Source organism: Algivirga pacifica (assembly GCF_039543525.1).
Lineage (GTDB): Bacteria > Bacteroidota > Bacteroidia > Cytophagales > Flammeovirgaceae > Algivirga > Algivirga pacifica.
Window position 1 is genome coordinate 92,193 of sequence record NZ_BAABJX010000029.1, and the last position, 20,933, is coordinate 113,125.

A 20,933-nucleotide genomic window follows, 5' to 3' on the forward strand; every position below is an offset into this window, starting at 1 on the left:
ATTATTATGCTTAGACCATTAACCTTAACAGGAATGTCTGGTCAGGGGGCCTGACCAGATCATCCATGTATCAATTATGCATTGTGACTGTCTTTGTTTCTGACTTTAGCCGTATACCAAACGTTTGGTCTCGTGTTGATTTCGTCCAATACGTTGTATGCTCTTTCTTCCAACTCACTCTCCACCAGTTTTCTGATTTTTGAGTTAGGATCGTTGAAGTCACCGAAAGTGATCGCATTTGAAGGACAAGCTGATGCACAAGCTGTTGTTGCATCTCCATCCTGCATTGGACGACCTTCTTTCTTCGCTTCCAATTTACCTGCCTGGATTCTCTGAACACACATTGAACATTTCTCCATCACACCACGAGAACGTACTGTAACGTCAGGGTTCAATACCATCTTACCCAAATCATTGTTCAAGTGGTAATCGAACTCATCGTTGTTGTGGTACTTGAACCAGTTGAAACGACGTACTTTGTAAGGACAGTTGTTTGCACAGTACTTCGTACCGATACATCTGTTGTAAGTCATCTGGTTAAGTCCCTCAGAAGAGTGAGTAGTTGCTGCTACTGGACATACCGTCTCACATGGAGCGTTATTACAGTGCTGACACATCATCGGCTGGAATACAACCTCTGGGTTCTCCACTGCTTTCTCCATTTTCTTGTAGTCGTCAGGCATTGCTACCTCAACTTCCTCGTGCGCATAGTAACGGTCGATACGCATCCAGTGCATTTCACGACGCTTGATCACCTCTTCCTTACCTACGATAGGAACGTTGTTCTCAATATGACATGAAACCACACAAGCCGCACAACCTGTACAGCTGTTCAGGTCGATTGCAAGACCCCAGTGGTGTCCGTTGTAATCGTGCGTATCCGCCTCGTATCCTAGACGATCGAACCAAAGTGCGTTTTCGCTCTTATCGCGATCCTGCTTAGCGTAACCGTCGTTTTGGATATCCCATGCAGAAACGTTCTCAGGCTTCACTTTTCCTTCCAAAGAAGTAATCATTACCTGGTAACGAGCCGCTGCTGGGTTTTTCTTATATTCTCCAAGTGTAGTCTCCTGGATGATAGACTCACGACCCATGATCGTTTCGTGTGTCTGTGTTTGTGCCAATTGACCTTGCTCTCCTGTCGCCTCAACAGTTACTCCTGCTGTTACGTTGAAGTTCAAATGACCAGTTGTAGCAGGAACCAAAGTGAATGCATTGAAACCAGCAGCCTGAACTGCTACTTTACCAGCTTCCTCACCTCTACCGTAACCTGTAGGGATTGCTACTACACCTCTTGGCAAACCTGGCTGAAGTACGATAGGCATCTTTACTTCCTGACCAGCTACTGTTACCTTCACCACACCTTTGTTTACCTCGAATTCCTCATCTACTGCCAACTCCTTAGCATCTGCCGGGTTGATCGCGATGTAGTTACCCCAAGTTACACGAGTGATTGGATCTGGTGTTTCCTGTAGCATTGGGTTGTTGGCTTGTGTACCAGCTCCCATTACTACTGGAGTATAAATTGCTAGCTCAAATCCTTTTGTAGGCTTGTAAGCTGCTTTGATAGCGTTTCCTGCCGCTGCTACGTCTGCTGTTGCGCTGTAGCTTACAGAAGTGCTTGCTGCTTCGTGCGCTGACACATAGTCTGCAGTAGTTTCTACCACACCATTGTGCAATGCTCTTACCCAGAACTTCTCGAAAGAAGACTCCTCTGATCCTGCGATCGCATAAAGCTTATTCCAGTTCGCTTTCAATACTTCCTCATACTCACGCTCATCCTCAGCCCAAACAAGGAATGATTCCTGTGCCTGACGTGTAGCGAAGATGGTAGAGATTGTAGGCTGACCCAATGAGAAGAATCCTTTCTTAGGCTCTGCATCGTTCCATGCCTCTAGGAAGTGGCTGTCTGGTGCATTGTAGATACAAAGAGAAGCTGTCTCATTCAATCTGTCTGCTGTTGAAACAGATAGTTTCACTTTCTTGATACCCGCTGCAATCTCAGCACCTCTTGGGTGATCGTAAACAGGGTTAGCGTTATAGAAGATTACAGCATCGTACTTACCTGCTTTCAGGTCAGTAACGAATTCGTTCATCTTCTTGTCATCTCCTTGCTTCTGGAATGATGGACGCTCTAAGTCGATTGTCTTACCGTAGTTCTCCAACAATTGGTTCGTTGCATTCACCAGTGTCTGAACTGCTACGTTATTGATTCCTGAAACAACGATAGAAGCTCCTTTTGCTGCCAATAGCGATTTAGCTGCTTTAGCAATTGCCTCATTTTTGTAAGAAGTAGCTACTGTAGCTGCACCTGTTGCTTTTGCAATCTCATTGTAAAGTGCTGCTACTGCCAATCCTTCCTCAGATGGTTTAACAGGAGTTCTGTAGTCTGCTTGTGCACCAGTGATTGAAAGCATTGATTCAAACACGTGCAACTGAGACATATCTTTCTTTTGAGGGCCTACTTTTCTTGTTTCCATGAAGTTCGCTGTGAACTCTTCAGGAGACAACCAAGTACCCAAGAAGTCAGCACCAAATGATACTACTGACTCTACTTTAGAGAAGTCGTAGCTTGGTACTACTGCTGCGCCAAACTGCTGCTTGTTCGCCTCAACCAACGCAGAAAGCGTTACTTGATCGTACTGTACCAGCTCAGCATTATATTTTGAAGTAAAACCGTCAAGGACAGTTTTAGTAGATGGAGAAACAATTGAATTAGAAACAACTGCTACTTTAGAAGCTCCCTTAAGACCTGCTGTTACTTCAGCATCCAATTTGTCCCAAGCGATCTCTTTTCCACTTTTCGTTGCGTTTTTCGCTTTTTCATTGTCATACAATGCCATTACAGAAGCCGCTGCTCTTGCAGACATACCTCCTTTAGTCATTGTAGAGAAGGTGTTACCCTCGATGAAGATCGGACGACCCTCACGAGTTTTCACTACAACTGGCACGTAATCTGATCCGTCGATATAAGTAGAAGCGTAATAGTTCGCTACTCCTGGATCAACTTCTTCAGGTTTGTTTAGGTAAGGGATTGCCTTTTTTACTGGCGCCTCACAAGCTGCTAGTGTCACTGCTGCTACTGAGAATCCCATCACTTTAAGGAAGTCTCTACGAGTACCTTCCCCTTCCATCGCATCAGAGTTGTCGCCGTAAGCATCCTTGATAGGAAGATCTTCTGCGAACTCTTTATCTGCATGCTTCACAAAGTCAGGGTCATTTGTCAGTTGCTCAAAGCCCTTCCAATATGTCTTCTTACTCATTATATTTCCAGTTAACTTGAAATCTTATAAAAAACTATTCACTTGAAACGGGATGTGATTAGTAGTGACATTTCGCACACTCCAAACCTCCGATATCCTCTACTTTCATCGGTGCTTTTGTGTTCGAATTGTGTAGCTCAACGATTCTATCGTAATAAGCATTACCTTTTGCATTCACATCAGTCTGTCTGTGACAGTCGATACACCATCCCATGGTCAACATTGAGTGCTGTTGCACCACTTCCATCTCCTTGATATCGCCGTGACAAGTTTCACACTCCACGCCACCAACTTTCACGTGCTGTGAGTGGTTGAAGTAAGAAAGGTCAGGAAGGTTGTGGATTCTCACCCACTGGATCGGCTGATCATTCTCGATCGCAGCATAGATTTTTTGGATCTCTTCAGAATCTGTTCTAACCTGGCTGTGACAGTTCATACAGATATTTGCTGAAGGGATGTTAGCGTTTTTAGATTTCTCTACACCCGTGTGACAGTACTGACAATCGATCTCGTAGTACCCTGCGTGTAGTTTGTGAGAGAACTTGATTGGTTGATCAGGAGCATATCCCTGCTGAACACCAATACCCATTACGCCATCCAACAATGCTTTTGCTACAAGGATAACGAATACAAAAGAAACAAAACCGATAAAGGCCTGGCTCTTCAATACTGCTCCAAGGTCAAAACGCTGGTTTACGTAATCTGCATCCTCTGCTGTCAATCCTTTTTGTTGCTTAAGGTAGTTAGAAAGTACAGAAGCCAAAGCTACCAATACTACCAACACGATCACCAACAATACTACCAATACACCGATGACAACCAATAGAAGGTTAGAATCAACACCTGCAGCTGCTGGAGCTGAACCTGCTGTTTCTGTTGCTTCCGCTGTTTTTGCTACCGGAGGATTTTCTGTAGAGTGCTTCACGTAAGCTAGCACTTGTACAATCTCATCGTTACTTAGCTGCTGAGCAGGCATCACTGTAGGCGCCCATTTCTCGAAAAGTGCAACTGCGTAAGCATCTCCACTATCCTTCACCTTCGAAGGATTCTTGATAAAGTTTTGCAACCACTTTACGTCTCTTCTCTCGTACACATTCTTCAGCGCTGGGCCGATCATATCCTGATGTACATTATGACAAGACGCACAGTTGCCATCAAATAACTCCTGACCCGCTGCAACGGATGCCTCATCCGCCGGAATTCCCGCCGCTTCCTGTGCAAAAGCACTTGAAGAGAAGAGAAGTCCCATCACGATCATCAGAGCATAACGTAACCTTGTAACACTTCTGCCGATACTCATACTTTAAAAGGGGTTTATAAAACTTATTAGTTTAGTTTCGTTTACACTTTAAACCATTCATCGCGCAAATCTAACACTGACTTAGTATTATTCAAACATTTACGTTGTACAATACAGTGATCCCTATTTAGAAAAAGTCAAAAGAATGACTTTCATCATACTTATAAAAAGCTGATTATCAGTTTTTTATAAAAAAATAGTGACTTTTATTCCTTATTTAGATCTACTCTAAATTATAGACTAACTGTTAATAAGAGATGTTTTTACACTTGTAATAAAATTCCAAGAAAAAACGTGAAAAAATTAAGATCCCTTAAATAACACCTTACTGATAGCTCCCAAGATAGGGGAAACAGGAGCAACGATAATCCTCACAAAATGAAGGGCATATAAAAAAAGCTCAGAAATACGTTCTGTTGGAAAACGTATCCCTGAGCATCTTTTTTTAATTTTCAATGATTAATTTTCAATTTTCAAGAATAATACTTCTCCTAAGAGATGAATAATTGATAATTCTTCATTAAAAATTAAAGAGAGGTGCCAAGCGGATTCGAACCGCTGTACTCGGTTTTGCAGACCGATGCCTAGCCGCTCGGCCATGGCACCTTTTTTAGTGAGGAGTTTGGAGTGATGAGTTTTTAATAAGAATAGTAAACTCATCACTCTTAACTTTTCACTGATAACTGTTGTAGAGGTGCCGAGCGGATTCGAACCGCTGTACTCGGTTTTGCAGACCGATGCCTAGCCACTCGGCCACGGCACCCTATTCAGTGTACAATTTTCAATGATGAGTTATGAATTGTTTAATAAGAATAATAAACTCATCACTTCTAACTTTTCACTGATAACTGTTGTAGAGGTGCCAAGCGGATTCGAACCGCTGTACTCGGTTTTGCAGACCGATGCCTAGCCGCTCGGCCATGGCACCCTATTCAGTGTACAGTTTTCAATGATGAGTTATGAATTGTTTAATAAGAATAATAAACTCATCACTCTTAACTTTTCACTGATAACTGTTGTAGAGGTGCCGAGCGGATTCGAACCGCTGTACTCGGTTTTGCAGACCGATGCCTAGCCACTCGGCCACGGCACCCTGTAAATTTGAATGGCAAAAGTAATAGATGATTTCACTTATTACAACCTTTCACAATTCTTTTCTTAAAGAAGGAAAACAATCCTCTGATTATCAACAACTAATTTAACACCCCTTAAAAAGCCTTTAGAGACAAAAACATATCTCTCTAAGAATTTACGTATCTTTATTGAATCAAACTAAGATATCCACAGCAATATTTCATCATTAGCCAACAAAGTGACACAACAGTGATTGATAGTTATAAACACAAAGGAAAGAGGAACACGCTTGTTAGGGGAATTGCTCAGAAAGGCATTCAAGCTGAAAACGTATTGGAGGCAATCCGAAAAATCCCTCGACACTTCTTTATGGACAGTGCTTTTGAAGAACATGCTTATCAGGATAAGCCTTTTCCTATTGGAGAAGGACAAACCATTTCACAACCCTATACAGTTGCCTTCCAAACCGAGTTACTACAAGTGCAACCTGGAGATAAGATTCTCGAAATAGGTACTGGGTCTGGCTATCAAGCAGCCGTTTTACTAGAGTTAGGCGCTAAGCTTTATACAATAGAAACAGTACGTAAACTACACCTTAAGGCACAAAAGCTCTTAACCTCCCTAGGATACAAGGCCAACTTTATTTTTGGTGATGGCTCCAAAGGACTAACTTCTGCAGCTCCTTTTGATAAAATCATTGTGACTGCAGGTGCACCTCATGTTCCTAAAGCCCTGTTGCAACAACTTAAGGTAGGCGGTATATTGGTTATTCCCGTAGGAGATGAAAGAAATCAACGTATGCTCAAGATCACCAAGATTGACGAGAAAACACTGGAAGAAGAAGATTATGGTGGATTTTGCTTTGTAAAGTTCAAGGGAGAAGATGCTTGGCAGTGAGCAGTGAGCAGTGAGCAGTGAGCAGTGAGCAGTGAGCAGTGAGCAGTGAGCAGTGAGCAGTGAGCAGTGAGCAGTGAGCAGTGAGCAGTGAGCAGTGAGCAGTGAGCAGTGAGCAGTGAAATTACTTATTCTATAATGTTTAAAATTAATCCTGTCGCTGTTTGCGGGATAATATACAGGTTTATCGGTTATCGCTTATTGTTTATAAACGAAAACGATAAGCGGTAACCCATTACATGGAGTCTCTAAACTGATATCATACGATAGCTTCAATCTTAACTACTATATATAGATCAATTCAATTAAACGATTTCAATTCACCAAAAGTGAGGATCAATAAACTATCTCAACTCACCGAAGGTGAATCTCAACAGAATGAAGTTCTTCTCAACAAGCGGCGTAAGTCGCCTCAACACATTAAACAATGAGCAAGGTATTTAAACATCCCAAAGACTCCTATGTCATTTCTTCGGAGATTGTACTCCCCAATGACACCAATACATATGGCAACCTAATGGGAGGTCGCTTGATGCATATGATGGATGTTATTGGCGCTATTGCCGCCCAAAAGCATTGTAATCGGGCAGTTGTTACAGCCTCTGTCGATAACATCTCTTTTAAGAGCTCTCCTGCCCTGGGAGATGTCATCACATTGGAAGCTAAAGTTACCAGAGCATTTAACTCTTCTATGGAGATTTACATCAAGGTCAATACGGAGAATATGCAGAAAGGTACTATAGTCGAATGCAATACGGCATTTATGACTTTTGTTGCTATCGATCAATCGGGAAACCCTATTTCTGTCCCCCGCATAGAACCTGAGACAGACCAAGAAAAAGACTTCTATGAGAGTGCGCTTAGACGACGACAACTACGTTTGATATTGGGTGGACGTATGAGCCCCGATGACGCTACAGAGCTCAAAGCTTTGTTTACTAAAAAAAGCATCAGCAAGTAATTTGTTGATTCGTTGAATTTCTCCTTCGGAGAGTTGAATTGAGTTTCGCTCGTTGATTCGAGTTGATATGTTGTATGAGTATTAGTATACACCTCAATCAACAATTCAACTCGAATCAACGAGCGAAGCCCGATTCAACGATTCAACAAAGCTGTGTGGCAGTATGATAGATCAATTTCGAACCTTATTTTATATATTTCAACTAAACATCATGAACGAGCGAAGCTCAATTAACATACGCCGTGTAGCGGATGAACAAAAGCCCCGAGATGTATACACACCTCAGGGCTTTTTTATGCTTTATAACTTAACCGTTACGGAAAAGTCTTAGTTTCTATACAACGTTTGCTTCACAGCCTCTACTGTACGCTCTACACTTGGAAGAGCTGCTTGTAGTAGTGTTGGTGCATAAGCTACTGGTACGTCCAGAGAGTTCACTCTCATGATTGGAGCATCCAGGAAGTCAAATGCGTTACGCTGTACGTGGTGAGAGATATCTGTAGAAAGGGATGCAGTTGGCCATGCTTCCTCTACAATCACCAAACGGTTTGTTTTCTTTACTGAATCAACAACCGCTTTATAATCGATTGGCTTCACAGAACGAAGGTCAATCACCTCTGCGTTAATGCCCTCTTTTGCTAATTGATCTGCAGCTTCGTGTGCTACTTTCATCATTTTACCGAAAGATACGATAGTTACATCATCTCCTCTTCTCGTAACATTTGCTACTCCGATTGGAATCAGGTACTCGCTCTCAGGTACTTCTCCCTTGTCACCGTACATCACCTCTGACTCCATGAAAATTACTGGATTGTCATCACGGATGGCTGACTTCAATAATCCTTTTGCATCATATGGATTGGAAGGAACGACTACTTTAAGACCAGCGGTATTCGCATACCAGTTCTCAAAGTTTTGAGAGTGCTGTGCTGCTAGCTGTCCAGCGTTACCTGTTGCCCCTCTGAATACCATTGGTGCAGTATACTGTCCACCTGACATAGAATAAATCTTTGCCGCACCGTTGATAATTTGGTCAATTGCTACCAATGAGAAGTTGAACGTCATAAACTCAATAATTGGTCTTAGACCGTTCATTGCGGCACCCGTACCGATACCTGCAAACCCTAACTCAGCAATAGGAGTGTCAATCACACGATCAGGACCAAACTCGTCCAACATTCCCTGAGTTACCTTGTAAGCACCATTGTACTCTGCTACTTCCTCACCCATGATAAAGACTTTATCATCTCTTCTCATTTCCTCGGACATTGCTTCTCTCAAGGCTTCTCTAAATTGAATTTCTCTCATGGTATTTCCTTTAAAAGTGCATTTTAATCGTTAATACAGACATTTCGTTTTTCGACCGCCAAGATAGGAAAAAAAAAGGGAAAAGGTAGAAGGTATAGGTTATAAGGTTACATTGGATACTAGAGGAGGCAGAAGAAAGAACGAAAAAAAGCCTGTCACATAAAGTGACAGGCTTTCTACTTTACATCAATGATTTATTTGATGTGAAGTATAATTATTTAGAAGCCGCCATTACTGCGTCCTTGAAGTTTACGAACTCAAGGTCAGTAACTGCTTTCTCAGCATAAGCGCTATCTTTTGCGATTGCTGCAGTCAAAGCAGTAGTCAATGCTGCTGCATCTCCTTGTCTAGCTGCTACGATTGCTGCCAAGTAGTTTACTTTAGCGCTATCGTTAGCATCTTTTGCTTCTTTCAATGCTGCAGCTGCTTGGCTGTAGTCACCGCTCATGTCTTTGCTCGCTTTCAACGTGTAAGCCAAAGCTTTGTTGTAAAGAACGTCAGCATCGTTACCTGCAGAAGACAAGTAGTTGATTGCTTCGTCATATTTACCAGCTCTGATTGCTGCGTAACCTTTTACAGCGTTAGTTGCTGCTGTAACAGAAGCGCTAGAAGAGTTAGCGTTAGCCAAAGCTGCTTCCGCTGCGTTCAAGTCACCTAGCATCAAGTGAGCACCTGCAAGGTTTGCAGAAGCTTCAGCTGCTGCATCAGCACCCATTTTAGCTGCAGACTCGAAGTGAGGAACTGCTGCTTTGATCATTTCGATTTGCTTGTCACCTTCTTCTTTCTTCGCCATCTCGAACATTACAGCACCAAGGTTGTTATACGCTACTGCGTTCTCACCTTTTCTCAATACTGTTTCGTAGATTGCTTTTTTCTCGTCTAGAGAAGGAGTCAACTCAGCTGCAGCGAAAAGAAGTTCCTCGTTGCTCAATGCCTCAAGACCTTCCTGACCGTTAGCCATTTTCTTAGCCAAGTCATAGATTACTGCTGGCTCTTTTTTCTCCTTAAGTTTCAAGATCTCTGCTTTTGCGTTTCTCAAAGGAGGGTAAACGTATCTAAGCATTTTCTTGTAAGAAGAAAGCGACTGAAGTTTCAATTCTTTAGAAACGAAGTCACCTGCACCGTTTACGATTGAAAGGATCTCATCCTTCTCAGCATCAGTAAACTTGTCTGAAGCAGTTAATAGATCTCTGAACGCAGACCAGTTTTCTACTACTGGCTTCGTTACGAACTGAGGCTTTTCCTCGCTAGAGTATCTGTATTTGCTCTGAAGTTGGTCGTAGTATTTTTCAACTGCAGCTGGACGCTGGTTCGCCAATTTCGTGTTGATATCTGTTGGTCCTTCAGGAGAGTGAGAACCTGTAATAGTAACTGTTTTTGTAGGGTTCTTCTCAGAAACGTAGTTCTTCAATTTCTTACCCATTTCACCGTTCTTCTCAGAGTATCTCAAAGCAGCAGAGTTCTTCAAGAAGTAGAAATCTACGTACTGTGGCTCATACTCTTCGCCAGTGTTGTATCCGTGATCAGCATATACTGCCATGAATGTAGGCGCTGCCAATCTAGAAGTAGTAATTACTCCTTTTACATCACCAGGGACCGCTGCGAATGTTCCTTTGTTAGTTTCTGTAGTCTTCTCGCTTCCTTCTTTAGAAACACGACCTAAGAATTCCAACTGACCGTTACCAATCTCCTCGTTGTAAGCAAATGCTAGACGCTCGTTCATTTCTGCCGGAGCTTCAGAACCTGCGAAGTCATTACCTACAAAAGAAATTGTACCAGCCTCGATTGGCTCACCGTTTGAAGGGTTAAATTGAACGTCAAGGTCATATGTATAACCTTCCTTCATCAATTTCGCTGGCAATTTTGCGTTAGCGTTGAAAATCACTGAGTCTCCGTGCAACTCAAGTGGTGATGGCTTAATTGTTAGCTCTTGGTTTTTCGCAACCTTATCTGCCTTAAGGCCGGCGCAGTTCGTTAGTGCCATTGAACCTACAACCAGAGCCGATGTTACAACTGTAGTGTACTTATTCATAATCCTCATTTACTTTTATAGGGAATTTTCATGCTGAATATCAGGATAATTCATTCCCCTTCCAAATAATCCAATTTAATATAAGTTGAATGCATTCCAAGAATACGCAAATTCTCAACCAATACATTATTTTATTTCTTAAAATATTATAAAATAACGCATCGAAGTGAACTTTGATTCAATTCGGTAATGGATTAATACAACTTCTATGCCTTAAATCATTATTGCGGATTTTTTTTTAACGATTTTGTACTAAAAAAAAGGATTTAAGTACCAAAAGCCCTTAAATTTCGTTGTACTGTCTATTTGTTTCAGAAGCAGCAGCTGTACTTTCCTTTATCAACTCTGGGAATGTTTTTTTGGCTTTCAGGAAAAAAGAAAAAACAAGTAGCCCCTTCCATTTGCCCTGAAGGGTAACCTTATTATTCTTCTTTGAGGAATGCTTAGAGAATGCATTTCGAGTAGCTTGCAAACCCGGAATGTGTCGATAAAAAGAAAAATGGGCCGCTAAAATAGCACCTATATGTTTGGGCTCTCCATCCAAAGCAAACTTTAGAGCTGCTACTCCATCGAGCACCAAACGAGCGAATATAATCAACAATAAAGACGAAGCCGGCTGATTCTTATAAAGCATCATCAAACTGTTCCGAAAGTTATAATAGGTCTTTCGGGGATTGTTATAAGGAAGTGTCCCTCCACCCACGTGATATACTTCACTTTTTCCGGTGTACCACACCTCATACCCTGCCCGCTGTAATCGCCAACAAAGGTCTATTTCCTCCATATGTGCGAAGAAACGTTCATCCAAGCCTCCTAACTCCTGATAAAGAGCACTACGAATCATCATACATGCTCCAGTAGCCCAAAACACCGGCCTTTCATCATCATACTGTCCCAAGTCCTGCTCTACCTCATCAAAAATTCTTCCTCTACAAAAAGGGTAACCCAATCGATCGATATACCCTCCTGCAGCTCCAGCATACTCGAAGTAGCGTTTATCTGCCTGCATCTTAATCTTGGGCTGACAAGCTCCTATATGTGGATTTTTCTCCAGTAGACTGTACATAGGCTCCAGCCATCCCTCTGACACTTCCACATCAGAGTTGAGAAGCACAAAATACTTGTGCTTTAACTGCTTCAAGGCAGCGTTATATCCTCCACAAAACCCATAGTTTTCTTTCAATTGAATCCAATGTACCTCCTTAGGGTAATTTGCCTCTATCCATACTTTGGAATCATCATCCGAGGCATTATCAGCAATAATAACCTCAGCACCTGGAGAATACTTTAATACATTGGGAAGAAAGCGTTGTAAGAAGACGCTTCCATTATAGTTGAGTATAACTATCGCAATATCAGACATGCTCATGTAAAAAGTAAGGTCAAAAATAAAGAGGCTGTCACATGGTTATGGGACAGCCTCTCTTATATAATACTATATCTTTGGCTCTATGGATTAAAAACCAAAATCCATTCCTGGAATATTTGGAGGCATCATCCCTTGCGTATGCTTTTGCATTTCCGCCTGAGCCTTTCCTTCCACTTCTTCCATTGCTTTATTGATTGCAGCGATAATCAAATCCTGCATCATCTCCTTATCTTCCGGTTTGCAAAGTGACTCATCCACGTCAATCTTCACCACTTGCTTCTTGCCGTTTACGACAGCCTTTACCATACCGGCACCAGACTCTGCTTCTGCCGTGATGTGTACTAGATTATCCTGTGCTTCTTTCAACTTGGCTTGTACTTCTTTCAGTTTGCCAAGCATTTCCATCATATCCATATGTTAATTATCGTTTAGGGTTAATAGTCAAATTAAGCGACATGCAGACGTTTTGCAGTGGCAGACGTTTCAAACTTCTCCTTGGCGTAAGCTCCATCAATCACAAAATTGGTCTCCCCGTTACTTTCCATAGAAGGAAGTTCAAACATCGGATCCAGCATAATGGCCTCACAAATACTTCTCAGACCTCTGGCTCCCAAATTATATTCTACCGCTTTGTCTACGATATATTCTAACGCATCCTCTGTGAAAGAAAGTTCTATTTCTTCCATAGCGAACAATTTCTTGTATTGTTTTACCAAAGCATTTTTTGGCTCTGTAAGAATGCTTCTTAATGCCTCTCTTGACAATGGACGAAGGTGTGAAATTACAGGAAGACGTCCAATAAGCTCTGGAATCAAGCCAAAGTGGCGAATATCCTGTGCATTTACATACTCTAGTAGTTCATCCTTATCTTCAATTGCATTGTTGTGATCTGCTCCTCCAAAACCAATTGGACGAGTGTTCAAACGGTTGGCAATAAGGTCTGCAATACCATCAAAGGCCCCTCCACAAATGAAGAGAATGTTTTCTGTATTTACTGAAATCATTTTTTGCTCAGGGTGCTTACGTCCTCCTTGTGGCGGTACGTTGACAATAGACCCTTCCAACAATTTCAGTAACGCCTGCTGTACCCCTTCTCCACTTACATCTCTAGTGATGGATGGGTTATCAGACTTACGGGCAATTTTATCAATTTCGTCAATATATACGATTCCTCTTTCTGCTGCTTCTACATCATAATCTGCTGCCTGCAACAATCGTGTAAGAATCGTCTCAACGTCTTCTCCTACGTAACCCGCTTCCGTAATTACCGTAGCATCGGCAATACAGAAAGGTACGTCTAATGCTTTTGCCAGTGTTTTGGCTAAAAGCGTTTTACCTGTACCGGTATTTCCGGCCATCAGGATATTAGACTTCTCAATGGTAACCCCATCGTCAGACTCTTTTTGCATCAGACGTTTGTAGTGATTATAAACTGCTACCGACAAAACTCTTTTGGCCTTGTCCTGCCCAATCACATATTCGTCCAAGTGTTTTTTCATTTCTGCAGGAGGTATCAAGTTGACATTCTTGTATTTATCAACCTTCCCACTTCTTTCCTCCATCAGGATTTGGTGCACCTGCTCAATACAATTATTACAGATTTGGGCATTTTGTCCTGAAACCATCAACTCCACGGCACTCTTAGGTGCCCCGCAAAATGAACATGTATTTCTCATCTACATCTATATTAATAGCAAAAGATATGAAGGAGCGTCCTTTCAATCAGTGAGAACATTGCAATAGTTCTCGCTCACTCCATACTTTTAAATTCGTAACCGTAAACGTTTTATATTAACAATAACTTCAAAATTACAAAAATAATCCTGATAAAGTTCAATATACGAATTTTAAGATAGAAAGCAGCAAAGTATACCCTTGCTGCTTTTTTATATCTATATTATCGGACACACCAATGGCGTATCACTACTGTATTATCCAATAAACGATCTGGAAAACAGTACTCTTTCATTCGATAGAGAGCTACTGAACTATCGTGTTAACACCTCATCAATCAAGCCATACTCTTTTGCTTCAGAAGCTTTCATCCAGTAATCTCTATCTGAATCTTTCTCTACCTTATCTACTGGGGCTCCAGAGTGCTTAGAAATGATATCGTACAATTCTCCCTTCAACTTAAGGATTTCACGAGCTGTGATTTCAATATCCGATGCCTGTCCTTGCGCTCCTCCCAATGGTTGATGGATCATCACACGAGAGTGTGGCAATGCCGAACGCTTTCCAGCGGCTCCTCCACACAATAATACAGCTCCCATAGAAGCAGCCAAACCAGTACAAATAGTACTCACATCGGGCTTCACATATTGCATAGTGTCATAAATACCTAGTCCTGCATAAACAGATCCTCCCGGGCTATTGATATACATCAAGATATCTTTCTTAGGGTCTAACGACTCCAAGAACAGCATCTGAGCTACAATCACGTTAGAGATCATATCATCTACCTGAGTCCCTAAGAAAATAATACGGTCTGCAATCAAACGAGAGAAAACGTCGATTTCTGCAAATCTACGGTCTCTTTCTTCAATTACGGTACGAGTCATGTTCTCTACATTTCCCATATACGTATCTACTAGGCTACTAGTGATTCCCTGTCCTTTTACGGCGTACTTTCGAAATTCGTCTTTATAGATCATTTTTATTTAAGTGTTTTAGTTTTAAGGCCTTTTTAATTATCAATTTTCAATGATTAATTTTCAGTTATTGAAAGTGAGGTGATTGTTAATTCTTCATTGAAGTTTAAACGGATAGATAACTGCAGTGTTTGCAGGAAGACGTTAATGATTGATAAGTATTTCCAGTAAATACTTAATTAAAGATAGTTGAATAATTATAAAATCAAATAATTAACCGAAATGGATGCGATGTATCGCATCCATTTCAATTACCTTTTCAGAATTCTTGCTGCATCCTTGGCAAAGTAAGTCAGAATAGCATCTGCCCCTGCCCTCTTGATACTCAGTAGCATTTCCATCATACTCTTCTCTCCATCAAGCCATCCTTTTTCGGCAGCTGCCTTGATCATGGCATATTCTCCACTAACGTTATAGGCTGTAATCGGAATATTGAAATTGTCTTTTAGCAAACGGATGATATCCATATAAGCCAAAGCTGGCTTCACCATCAACATATCCGCTCCTTCCATATAATCTAGTTCTGCTTCCAATAATGCTTCTGTCGCATTGGCAGGATCCATCTGATAGGTTTTCTTATCTCCAAACTTAGGTGCTGAATCCAAAGCATCGCGGAAAGGACCATAAAATGCACTCGCATACTTAGCCGTATAAGACATGATCGATACATTGGTATACCCTGCCTGATCAAGGGCTTCACGAATATAGCCTACTCTCCCGTCCATCATATCCGAAGGACCAATCACATCCGCTCCCATCTTTGCTTGAGCCACGGCCATTTTAGCCAATACCTCCAGGGTTTCATCATTCAGAATCTCTCCATTTTCCACAATACCGTCATGCCCGTCTGAACTATAAGGATCCATCGCTACATCGGTCATGATGCACACTTCTGGAAATTTCTCCTTAATCGTCTTTAAAGCTACCAAGTATAAGCCATCCTCATTGGTGCTTTCCGTGGCCATCTTATCTTTCTTGCTCTCTGGCAAGCTAGGAAATACACAAAAAGTCATAATCCCTAGATCCATAGCTTCACGAATTTCTTCCAGCAACAAATCAAGCGTATACCTAAATATGCCCGGCATAGAGACCACCTCTTCTTTGGTGTTCTCTCCCTCAATCAAAAATAAAGGATAAATGAAGTCATTAACGGTCAGCTGTGTTTCGGAGACCATATGGCGAATTGCCGCAGATTTACGGTTTCTTCTTGGTCTTCTGGTATTGTTCATCATGATGCTATTTAATTGTTATGAACGGCAGGACACCTGCCTTTTTTATAGTATAGAACAGATATAATGCAAGAAAGTGATCACTTGGGCATCCTGCAATAATATATCTCAATTTTGTCCAAAAAAATATGTTCATGATGTTTAATTGCAGTTGCTTCGCAATTGCGTTCATGATGTTTAGTTGTTTTTTCTATAAAATCCACATAATGGGTTTTTACACTTCAACTAAACATCATGAACGAGCGAAGCTCAATTAACAAACGCCGTGTAGCGGTATGAACAAAAGAATTATCGTTTGCTGATTTCATTAAAGATATACTCCACCGTTCCTTGTTGTTCCTGCTCAATATAATCTACCTCTACTTTTTCTCCCTCATAGATCTGCAAACGCTGTTCCAACGCCCGATACTCCGTGCCCGACTCCATAATTTTGAAACGCGCCTTGACTCCATCCTCTCCCTCTAGTACCAAAAAATGTTGCCCTTCTGGAGATTCTTCCACTCCCTGTAGCTTGTAGGTAAATTTACCCTTGCCTTTCACGGAGCGTAAATAGTTCTCATACAACATATACTGATACCAATCGGTATACTTCGGTTTGATCACTGCGGTTGAGAAGGGAATATAATCTGCTTGTTTAAGTAATTCTGGAGTTTGTCCCCTCCTTTCTACCGCTCTTCCTACTTCTCCATCCAAATAGTAAATCTTGCGTTCGAAATAGATTTCCGATTCTAAAGAGTCTTCTTGCAAGACACCATGACTATGGATGTAAAAAACCTTTTCATTGGTAAGGTAATAGGTCGCTTCTTCTTGTTTCCATTGACCGTCCTCAATACGGACTACCACTTTTAAAGGATCCCTGTTCTGATAATATACCTGCACGTGAAAACGAGCCTCTCCTCCGAGATAAAAAGGATAGCTCTTTTCTTCACGGAATTGGGAGGTTCTCCGGTCCAGCGTTTCTGCTTGTCGTACCGCTCGCTGGGTAAAGGGTTCATCAATAGGAATATTATGCTCTGCATACTGATATTCACCACAAGAAATCATTCCTATGAATAGACACAGTGCACCATATTTTTTTATTTGCATCACCAATCGATCCTTGGGTTTTGTTCCAGTAAATGGTGAACACAAAATCCCTGTAAATCCCTCCATTACCCCCCATTTTTAGAGAGTACATTTACATTAAACTGATATTTTTACAATAACAATCAATAAATACTGCAATTACAGGTAGTGATTTAAAAATATTTTTATTTTTGCGTTTAGTCTGGAAATCCATCCAGTCGTATCGATTTTTGGGGGTGTCTACCCTATAGCAAAGTCCAAATTCCAAATTTGTCAATTAAACATGGGTTATAAAGAATATAAAGGTTTGGATCTGGTGGCGGTCAATCAAGAAGTCCGTAAGCACTGGGAAACGAACAAAATCTTTGAAGAGTCGGTGAAATCCAGAGAAGGCAAGCCTTCTTTTGTCTTTTATGAGGGACCTCCTTCAGCCAACGGTGCTCCTGGTATTCACCACGTGATGGGTCGTACGGTAAAAGATATTTTCTGCCGCTACAAAACCCTAAAAGGTTTTCAGGTGAACCGTAAAGGTGGCTGGGATACCCATGGCCTTCCGGTAGAGCTGAAAGTGGAAAAAGAACTTGGGATCAGCAAGGAAGATATCGGAACCAAGATCTCCGTAGATGACTACAACAAAGCTTGTAAACAAACGGTAATGGAATTTAAGGAGCAATGGGACGAGTTGACCATGCAAATGGGCTACTGGGTAGACCTGGATGATCCTTATATCACTTTTGACAGAAACTATATGGAGACCCTTTGGTGGTTGCTTCGTCAGCTTTATGACAAGGGGCTACTTTATAAAGGTTATACCATTCAACCTTACTCTCCAGCAGCAGGTACAGGATTGAGTTCTCACGAGCTTAACCAACCAGGTTGTTACCGAGATGTAAAAGATACTACTGTTACCGCGCAGCTTAAAGTTGTTCGTAACGAAGCTTCTGAGAAACTATTCCAGGATGCTCAAGGAGATGTTTTCTTCTTGGCATGGACGACTACGCCATGGACGTTGTCTTCCAACTCTGCCTTGGCGGTAGGTCCTAAGATCACGTATGCTGTGGTCAAAACATGGAACCAGTATACCCATGAGCCAATCACTGTGATCATGGCTAAAGACCGTGTCAACGCTTACTTCTCAGCTAAGCAACAAGCGGCTGACTTTGAGGCTTATCAAAGCGGTGACAAGGTGATTCCTTTCAAGGTCGTAGGAGAGTATACCGGTCAGGAATTGATCGATATCCACTATGAGCAACTATTGCCTTACGTAACGCCAGAAAATAAAGAGGCTGCCTTCAAGGTAATCCCTGGTGATTATGTAACGACTGAAGACGGTACGGGTATCGTTCATATCGCTCCTACTTTTGGTGCAGACGATATGCGCGTTGCACAGCAAGCGGGTGTTCCTGCCATCACCGTAAAAGATGAGACAGGCAAAGACGTTCCTTTGGTTGATAAAACTGGTCGCTACGTCACAGAAATGGGCGAGTTTGGTGGACAATTCGTGAAGGCTGAATATGAGGATGATGCCGTTAGCGGAGCTGCTGACTACAAGCCGATGGATGTTCGTTTGGCGATCAAGCTGAAAGAAGAGAACCGTGCCTTCGAAGTAAAGAAATATGAGCACAGTTATCCTCACTGCTGGAGAACTGACAAACCGGTATTGTACTATCCATTGGATTCATGGTTTATCAGAACGACTTCAGTAAAAGACCGTTTGGTGGAACTGAACAAAACCATCAAGTGGCAACCTGCAGGTACGGGTACTGGGCGTTTTGGAAACTGGCTGGAAAATCTGGTAGACTGGAACCTTTCCCGTTCAAGATACTGGGGTACTCCACTACCAATCTGGCGTACAGAAGACGAGGCAGAGGAAAAATGTATTGGCTCTGTTGAGGAACTGAAAGCAGAAGTTAAGAAAGCATTTGAGGCAGGTGTTATGCCTGACAATCCTAAATATATTGAAAACGGTGAGTTGAAAGACGATATTGATTTGCACCGTCCTTATGTGGATGACTTGATCCTATTGAGTGACAGCGGCAAGCCAATGTACCGTGAAACAGACCTTGTAGACGTATGGTTTGACTCTGGTGCGATGCCTTTCGCTCAGTGGCACTATCCATTCGAGAACAAGGAGATTTTCGAGAAATCATTCCCTGCAAACTTTATTGCAGAGGGGGTAGACCAAACGAGAGGGTGGTTCTTTACCCTTCATACCATTGCCGCTATGATTATGGATGATGTCGCTTTCAAGAGCGTAATCTCCAATGGACTGGTATTGGATTCGAAAGGAGAGAAAATGTCCAAGAGTAAAGGAAACGTGGTAAACCCATTCGAGACCATGAACGAGCACGGTGCTGATGCTACTCGCTGGTACATGATTGAGAATGCCAACCCTTGGGACAACCTGAAGTTTGCGATTGATGGCTTGCAGGAAACGAAGCGTAAGTTCTTCGGAACCCTTTACAATACGTATTCTTTCTTCACACTTTACGCTAACCTGGACAACTTCACGTATGCGGAAGCGGATATTCCAATGGAAGAGCGTACAGAAAGTGATCGTTGGATTATTTCTAAGTTGAATACTTTGATCAAGGAAGTAGATGAGGCATTCGACAATCTGGAACCAACGAAAGCGGCACGTGCGATTCAGTCGTTCACCATGGATGATCTGTCTAACTGGTACGTTCGTTTGAACCGTAAGCGCTTCTGGAAAGGAGAATATGGTACGGATAAAATGGCCGCTTACCAGACGCTATATACTTGTTTAGAAACTATTTCTAAGCTGATGGCGCCAATCGCTCCATTCTTTGCGGATCGTCTGTTTACAGATTTGAATGCGGTAACGAAGAAAGATACTGCAGTATCTGTACACACGGCTTACTTCCCTGAAGCGAACGAGGCAGTGATCAACAAAGACCTGGAAGAGCAAATGGCATTGGCTCAAAACATTTCATCCCTTACACACGCAATCCGTAAGAAAGAAATGTTGAAAGTAAGACAGCCATTGCAACGTATCCTTATTCCAGATGTGAATGCGAAAGTAACGGAGCAAATCCGTCACGTAGAAAGCATCATCAAATCTGAGGTGAACATTAAGGAAATTGAGTTCCTGACAGAGGAAAACAAAGGAATGTTCGTCAAGAAGATCAAGCCTAACTTCCCAGTATTGGGTAAGAAGTTCGGTAAATTGATGAAAGGTATTGCGGCACATATCAACAGCCTGGACCAAGATGGTATTGCTGGCTTTGAGCAGGCACAGGCCCTTAGCTTTGAAGTGAATGGAGAAGCGGTTAACCTAACATTGGAGGATGTAATCATCGAATCGGATGATATCCCAGGATGGTCTATCGCTAAAGACTCAGGCATCACCGTAGCCTTGGATATCAACTTGACAGAAGAGCTGACACAAGAAGGTCTTGCTCGTGAGTTGGTGAATAAGATCCAGAACCTTCGTAAGGATATGGGGCTAGAGATTCAGGATAAGATCAAGGTAGCCATTGAAGATGGTGATGGTGTGATCACTTCTGCTTTAGCGAGCTATGGTGATTATATCATCGAAGAAACTCAGATGACTGACTTGGTAGTTCAACCTGAAGTTGCTGGAGGTATTGAGGTAGATCTTGATAAGTTGAAGGTTAATGTGAAGATCGAGAAGGCTTAATAGTGTTGAGAAGTTGAGTGCGCTTCGCTCGTTGAGTTTCATCTTCGATGAGTTGAGCTTTACTTAATCAGATTATATTGAAAGGCAGTGGGACTTTGGTTCTGCTGCCTTTTTTGTTTTTATCAA

At 42.0% G+C, this 20,933-nt stretch carries 13 protein-coding genes and 4 tRNA genes; 3 read left to right on the forward strand and 14 right to left on the reverse strand.

The features are described 5' to 3' along the window. Positions 1 to 74 precede the first annotated feature (74 nt). The 6 genes from ABD985_RS09855 to ABD985_RS09880 form a co-directional block, all read right to left on the reverse strand. Positions 75 to 3,263 (reverse strand): TAT-variant-translocated molybdopterin oxidoreductase, encoded by a 3,189-nt coding sequence (locus ABD985_RS09855; RefSeq protein WP_345371331.1) that lies wholly within the window; start codon positions 3,261 to 3,263, stop codon positions 75 to 77. Positions 3,264 to 3,321: 58 nt separating this feature from the next. Continuing rightward, positions 3,322 to 4,563 carry a c-type cytochrome gene (locus ABD985_RS09860; RefSeq protein ID WP_345371332.1) on the reverse strand — a complete coding sequence of 414 codons (1,242 nt, stop codon included), beginning with the start codon at positions 4,561 to 4,563 and terminating at the stop codon, positions 3,322 to 3,324. A gap of 535 nt (positions 4,564 to 5,098) precedes the next feature. Then, positions 5,099 to 5,169, reverse strand: a tRNA-Cys gene (locus ABD985_RS09865). An 86-nt stretch (positions 5,170 to 5,255) separates the two neighbouring features. Further along, positions 5,256 to 5,326: transfer RNA gene (locus tag ABD985_RS09870), tRNA-Cys, on the reverse strand. Between the two features lie 94 nt (positions 5,327 to 5,420). Further along, positions 5,421 to 5,491, reverse strand: a tRNA-Cys gene (locus ABD985_RS09875). 94 nt (positions 5,492 to 5,585) lie between these two features. Next, positions 5,586 to 5,656, reverse strand: a tRNA-Cys gene (locus ABD985_RS09880). A 230-nt stretch (positions 5,657 to 5,886) separates the two neighbouring features. Between ABD985_RS09880 and ABD985_RS09885 the strand changes: the two genes are divergently transcribed. Continuing rightward, positions 5,887 to 6,534, forward strand: a complete 648-nt coding sequence (locus ABD985_RS09885; protein WP_345371334.1) for a protein-L-isoaspartate(D-aspartate) O-methyltransferase — start codon at positions 5,887 to 5,889, stop codon at positions 6,532 to 6,534. A gap of 424 nt (positions 6,535 to 6,958) precedes the next feature. After that, positions 6,959 to 7,492 carry an acyl-CoA thioesterase gene (locus tag ABD985_RS09890; protein ID WP_345371336.1) on the forward strand — a complete coding sequence of 178 codons (534 nt, stop codon included), beginning with the start codon at positions 6,959 to 6,961 and terminating at the stop codon, positions 7,490 to 7,492. A 327-nt stretch (positions 7,493 to 7,819) separates the two neighbouring features. Here ABD985_RS09890 and ABD985_RS09895 read toward each other — a convergent pair whose 3' ends face one another. The 8 genes from ABD985_RS09895 to ABD985_RS09930 all read right to left on the reverse strand — a co-directional run bounded on the left by ABD985_RS09895 (position 7,820) and on the right by ABD985_RS09930 (position 17,233). After that, positions 7,820 to 8,800 carry a pyruvate dehydrogenase complex E1 component subunit beta gene (locus tag ABD985_RS09895; protein WP_345371338.1) on the reverse strand — a complete coding sequence of 327 codons (981 nt, stop codon included), beginning with the start codon at positions 8,798 to 8,800 and terminating at the stop codon, positions 7,820 to 7,822. Positions 8,801 to 9,014: 214 nt separating this feature from the next. Next, a complete protein-coding gene (locus ABD985_RS09900; RefSeq protein WP_345371339.1) occupies positions 9,015 to 10,832 on the reverse strand; it encodes a tetratricopeptide repeat protein in 1,818 nt (605 codons plus the stop codon). 283 nt (positions 10,833 to 11,115) lie between these two features. Beyond that, positions 11,116 to 12,201: a glycosyltransferase family 2 protein gene (locus tag ABD985_RS09905; protein WP_345371340.1), complete on the reverse strand. Its 1,086-nt coding sequence runs from the start codon at positions 12,199 to 12,201 to the stop codon at positions 11,116 to 11,118. A gap of 87 nt (positions 12,202 to 12,288) precedes the next feature. Next, complete coding sequence (locus ABD985_RS09910; RefSeq protein WP_345371341.1) at positions 12,289 to 12,615, reverse strand: YbaB/EbfC family nucleoid-associated protein; 327 nt, start codon at positions 12,613 to 12,615, stop codon at positions 12,289 to 12,291. A gap of 32 nt (positions 12,616 to 12,647) precedes the next feature. Then, positions 12,648 to 13,877 carry an ATP-dependent Clp protease ATP-binding subunit ClpX gene (gene clpX / locus ABD985_RS09915; RefSeq protein WP_345371343.1) on the reverse strand — a complete coding sequence of 410 codons (1,230 nt, stop codon included), beginning with the start codon at positions 13,875 to 13,877 and terminating at the stop codon, positions 12,648 to 12,650. 312 nt (positions 13,878 to 14,189) lie between these two features. Then, positions 14,190 to 14,855 carry an ATP-dependent Clp protease proteolytic subunit gene (locus ABD985_RS09920; RefSeq protein WP_345371344.1) on the reverse strand — a complete coding sequence of 222 codons (666 nt, stop codon included), beginning with the start codon at positions 14,853 to 14,855 and terminating at the stop codon, positions 14,190 to 14,192. Positions 14,856 to 15,103: 248 nt separating this feature from the next. After that, positions 15,104 to 16,081 (reverse strand): porphobilinogen synthase, encoded by a 978-nt coding sequence (gene hemB / locus ABD985_RS09925; RefSeq protein WP_345371393.1) that lies wholly within the window; start codon positions 16,079 to 16,081, stop codon positions 15,104 to 15,106. 288 nt (positions 16,082 to 16,369) lie between these two features. Next, on the reverse strand, positions 16,370 to 17,233 hold the full coding sequence (locus ABD985_RS09930) for a hypothetical protein (RefSeq protein ID WP_345371346.1): 864 nt from the start codon (positions 17,231 to 17,233) through the stop codon (positions 16,370 to 16,372). 196 nt (positions 17,234 to 17,429) lie between these two features. On the opposite strand from ABD985_RS09930, the gene ileS reads away from it, so the two are divergent. Further along, positions 17,430 to 20,807: an isoleucine--tRNA ligase gene (ileS, locus tag ABD985_RS09935; RefSeq protein WP_345371348.1), complete on the forward strand. Its 3,378-nt coding sequence runs from the start codon at positions 17,430 to 17,432 to the stop codon at positions 20,805 to 20,807. Positions 20,808 to 20,933: the final 126 nt, after the last annotated feature.

Bases quoted from the DNA above. Each gene is read 5' to 3' on its own strand.
- ABD985_RS09855 (WP_345371331.1), bottom strand. From the start codon at position 3,263: ATGAGTAAGAAGACATATTGGAAGGGCTTTGAGCAACTGACAAATGAC.
- ABD985_RS09860 (WP_345371332.1), bottom strand. From the start codon at position 4,563: ATGAGTATCGGCAGAAGTGTTACAAGGTTACGTTATGCTCTGATGATC.
- ABD985_RS09890 (WP_345371336.1), top strand. From the start codon at position 6,959: ATGAGCAAGGTATTTAAACATCCCAAAGACTCCTATGTCATTTCTTCG.
- ABD985_RS09895 (WP_345371338.1), bottom strand. From the start codon at position 8,800: ATGAGAGAAATTCAATTTAGAGAAGCCTTGAGAGAAGCAATGTCCGAG.
- ABD985_RS09900 (WP_345371339.1), bottom strand. From the start codon at position 10,832: ATGAATAAGTACACTACAGTTGTAACATCGGCTCTGGTTGTAGGTTCA.
- ABD985_RS09905 (WP_345371340.1), bottom strand. From the start codon at position 12,201: ATGAGCATGTCTGATATTGCGATAGTTATACTCAACTATAATGGAAGC.
- ABD985_RS09910 (WP_345371341.1), bottom strand. From the start codon at position 12,615: ATGGATATGATGGAAATGCTTGGCAAACTGAAAGAAGTACAAGCCAAG.
- clpX (WP_345371343.1), bottom strand. From the start codon at position 13,877: ATGAGAAATACATGTTCATTTTGCGGGGCACCTAAGAGTGCCGTGGAG.
- ABD985_RS09920 (WP_345371344.1), bottom strand. From the start codon at position 14,855: ATGATCTATAAAGACGAATTTCGAAAGTACGCCGTAAAAGGACAGGGA.
- hemB (WP_345371393.1), bottom strand. From the start codon at position 16,081: ATGAACAATACCAGAAGACCAAGAAGAAACCGTAAATCTGCGGCAATT.
- ABD985_RS09930 (WP_345371346.1), bottom strand. From the start codon at position 17,233: ATGGAGGGATTTACAGGGATTTTGTGTTCACCATTTACTGGAACAAAA.
- ileS (WP_345371348.1), top strand. From the start codon at position 17,430: ATGGGTTATAAAGAATATAAAGGTTTGGATCTGGTGGCGGTCAATCAA.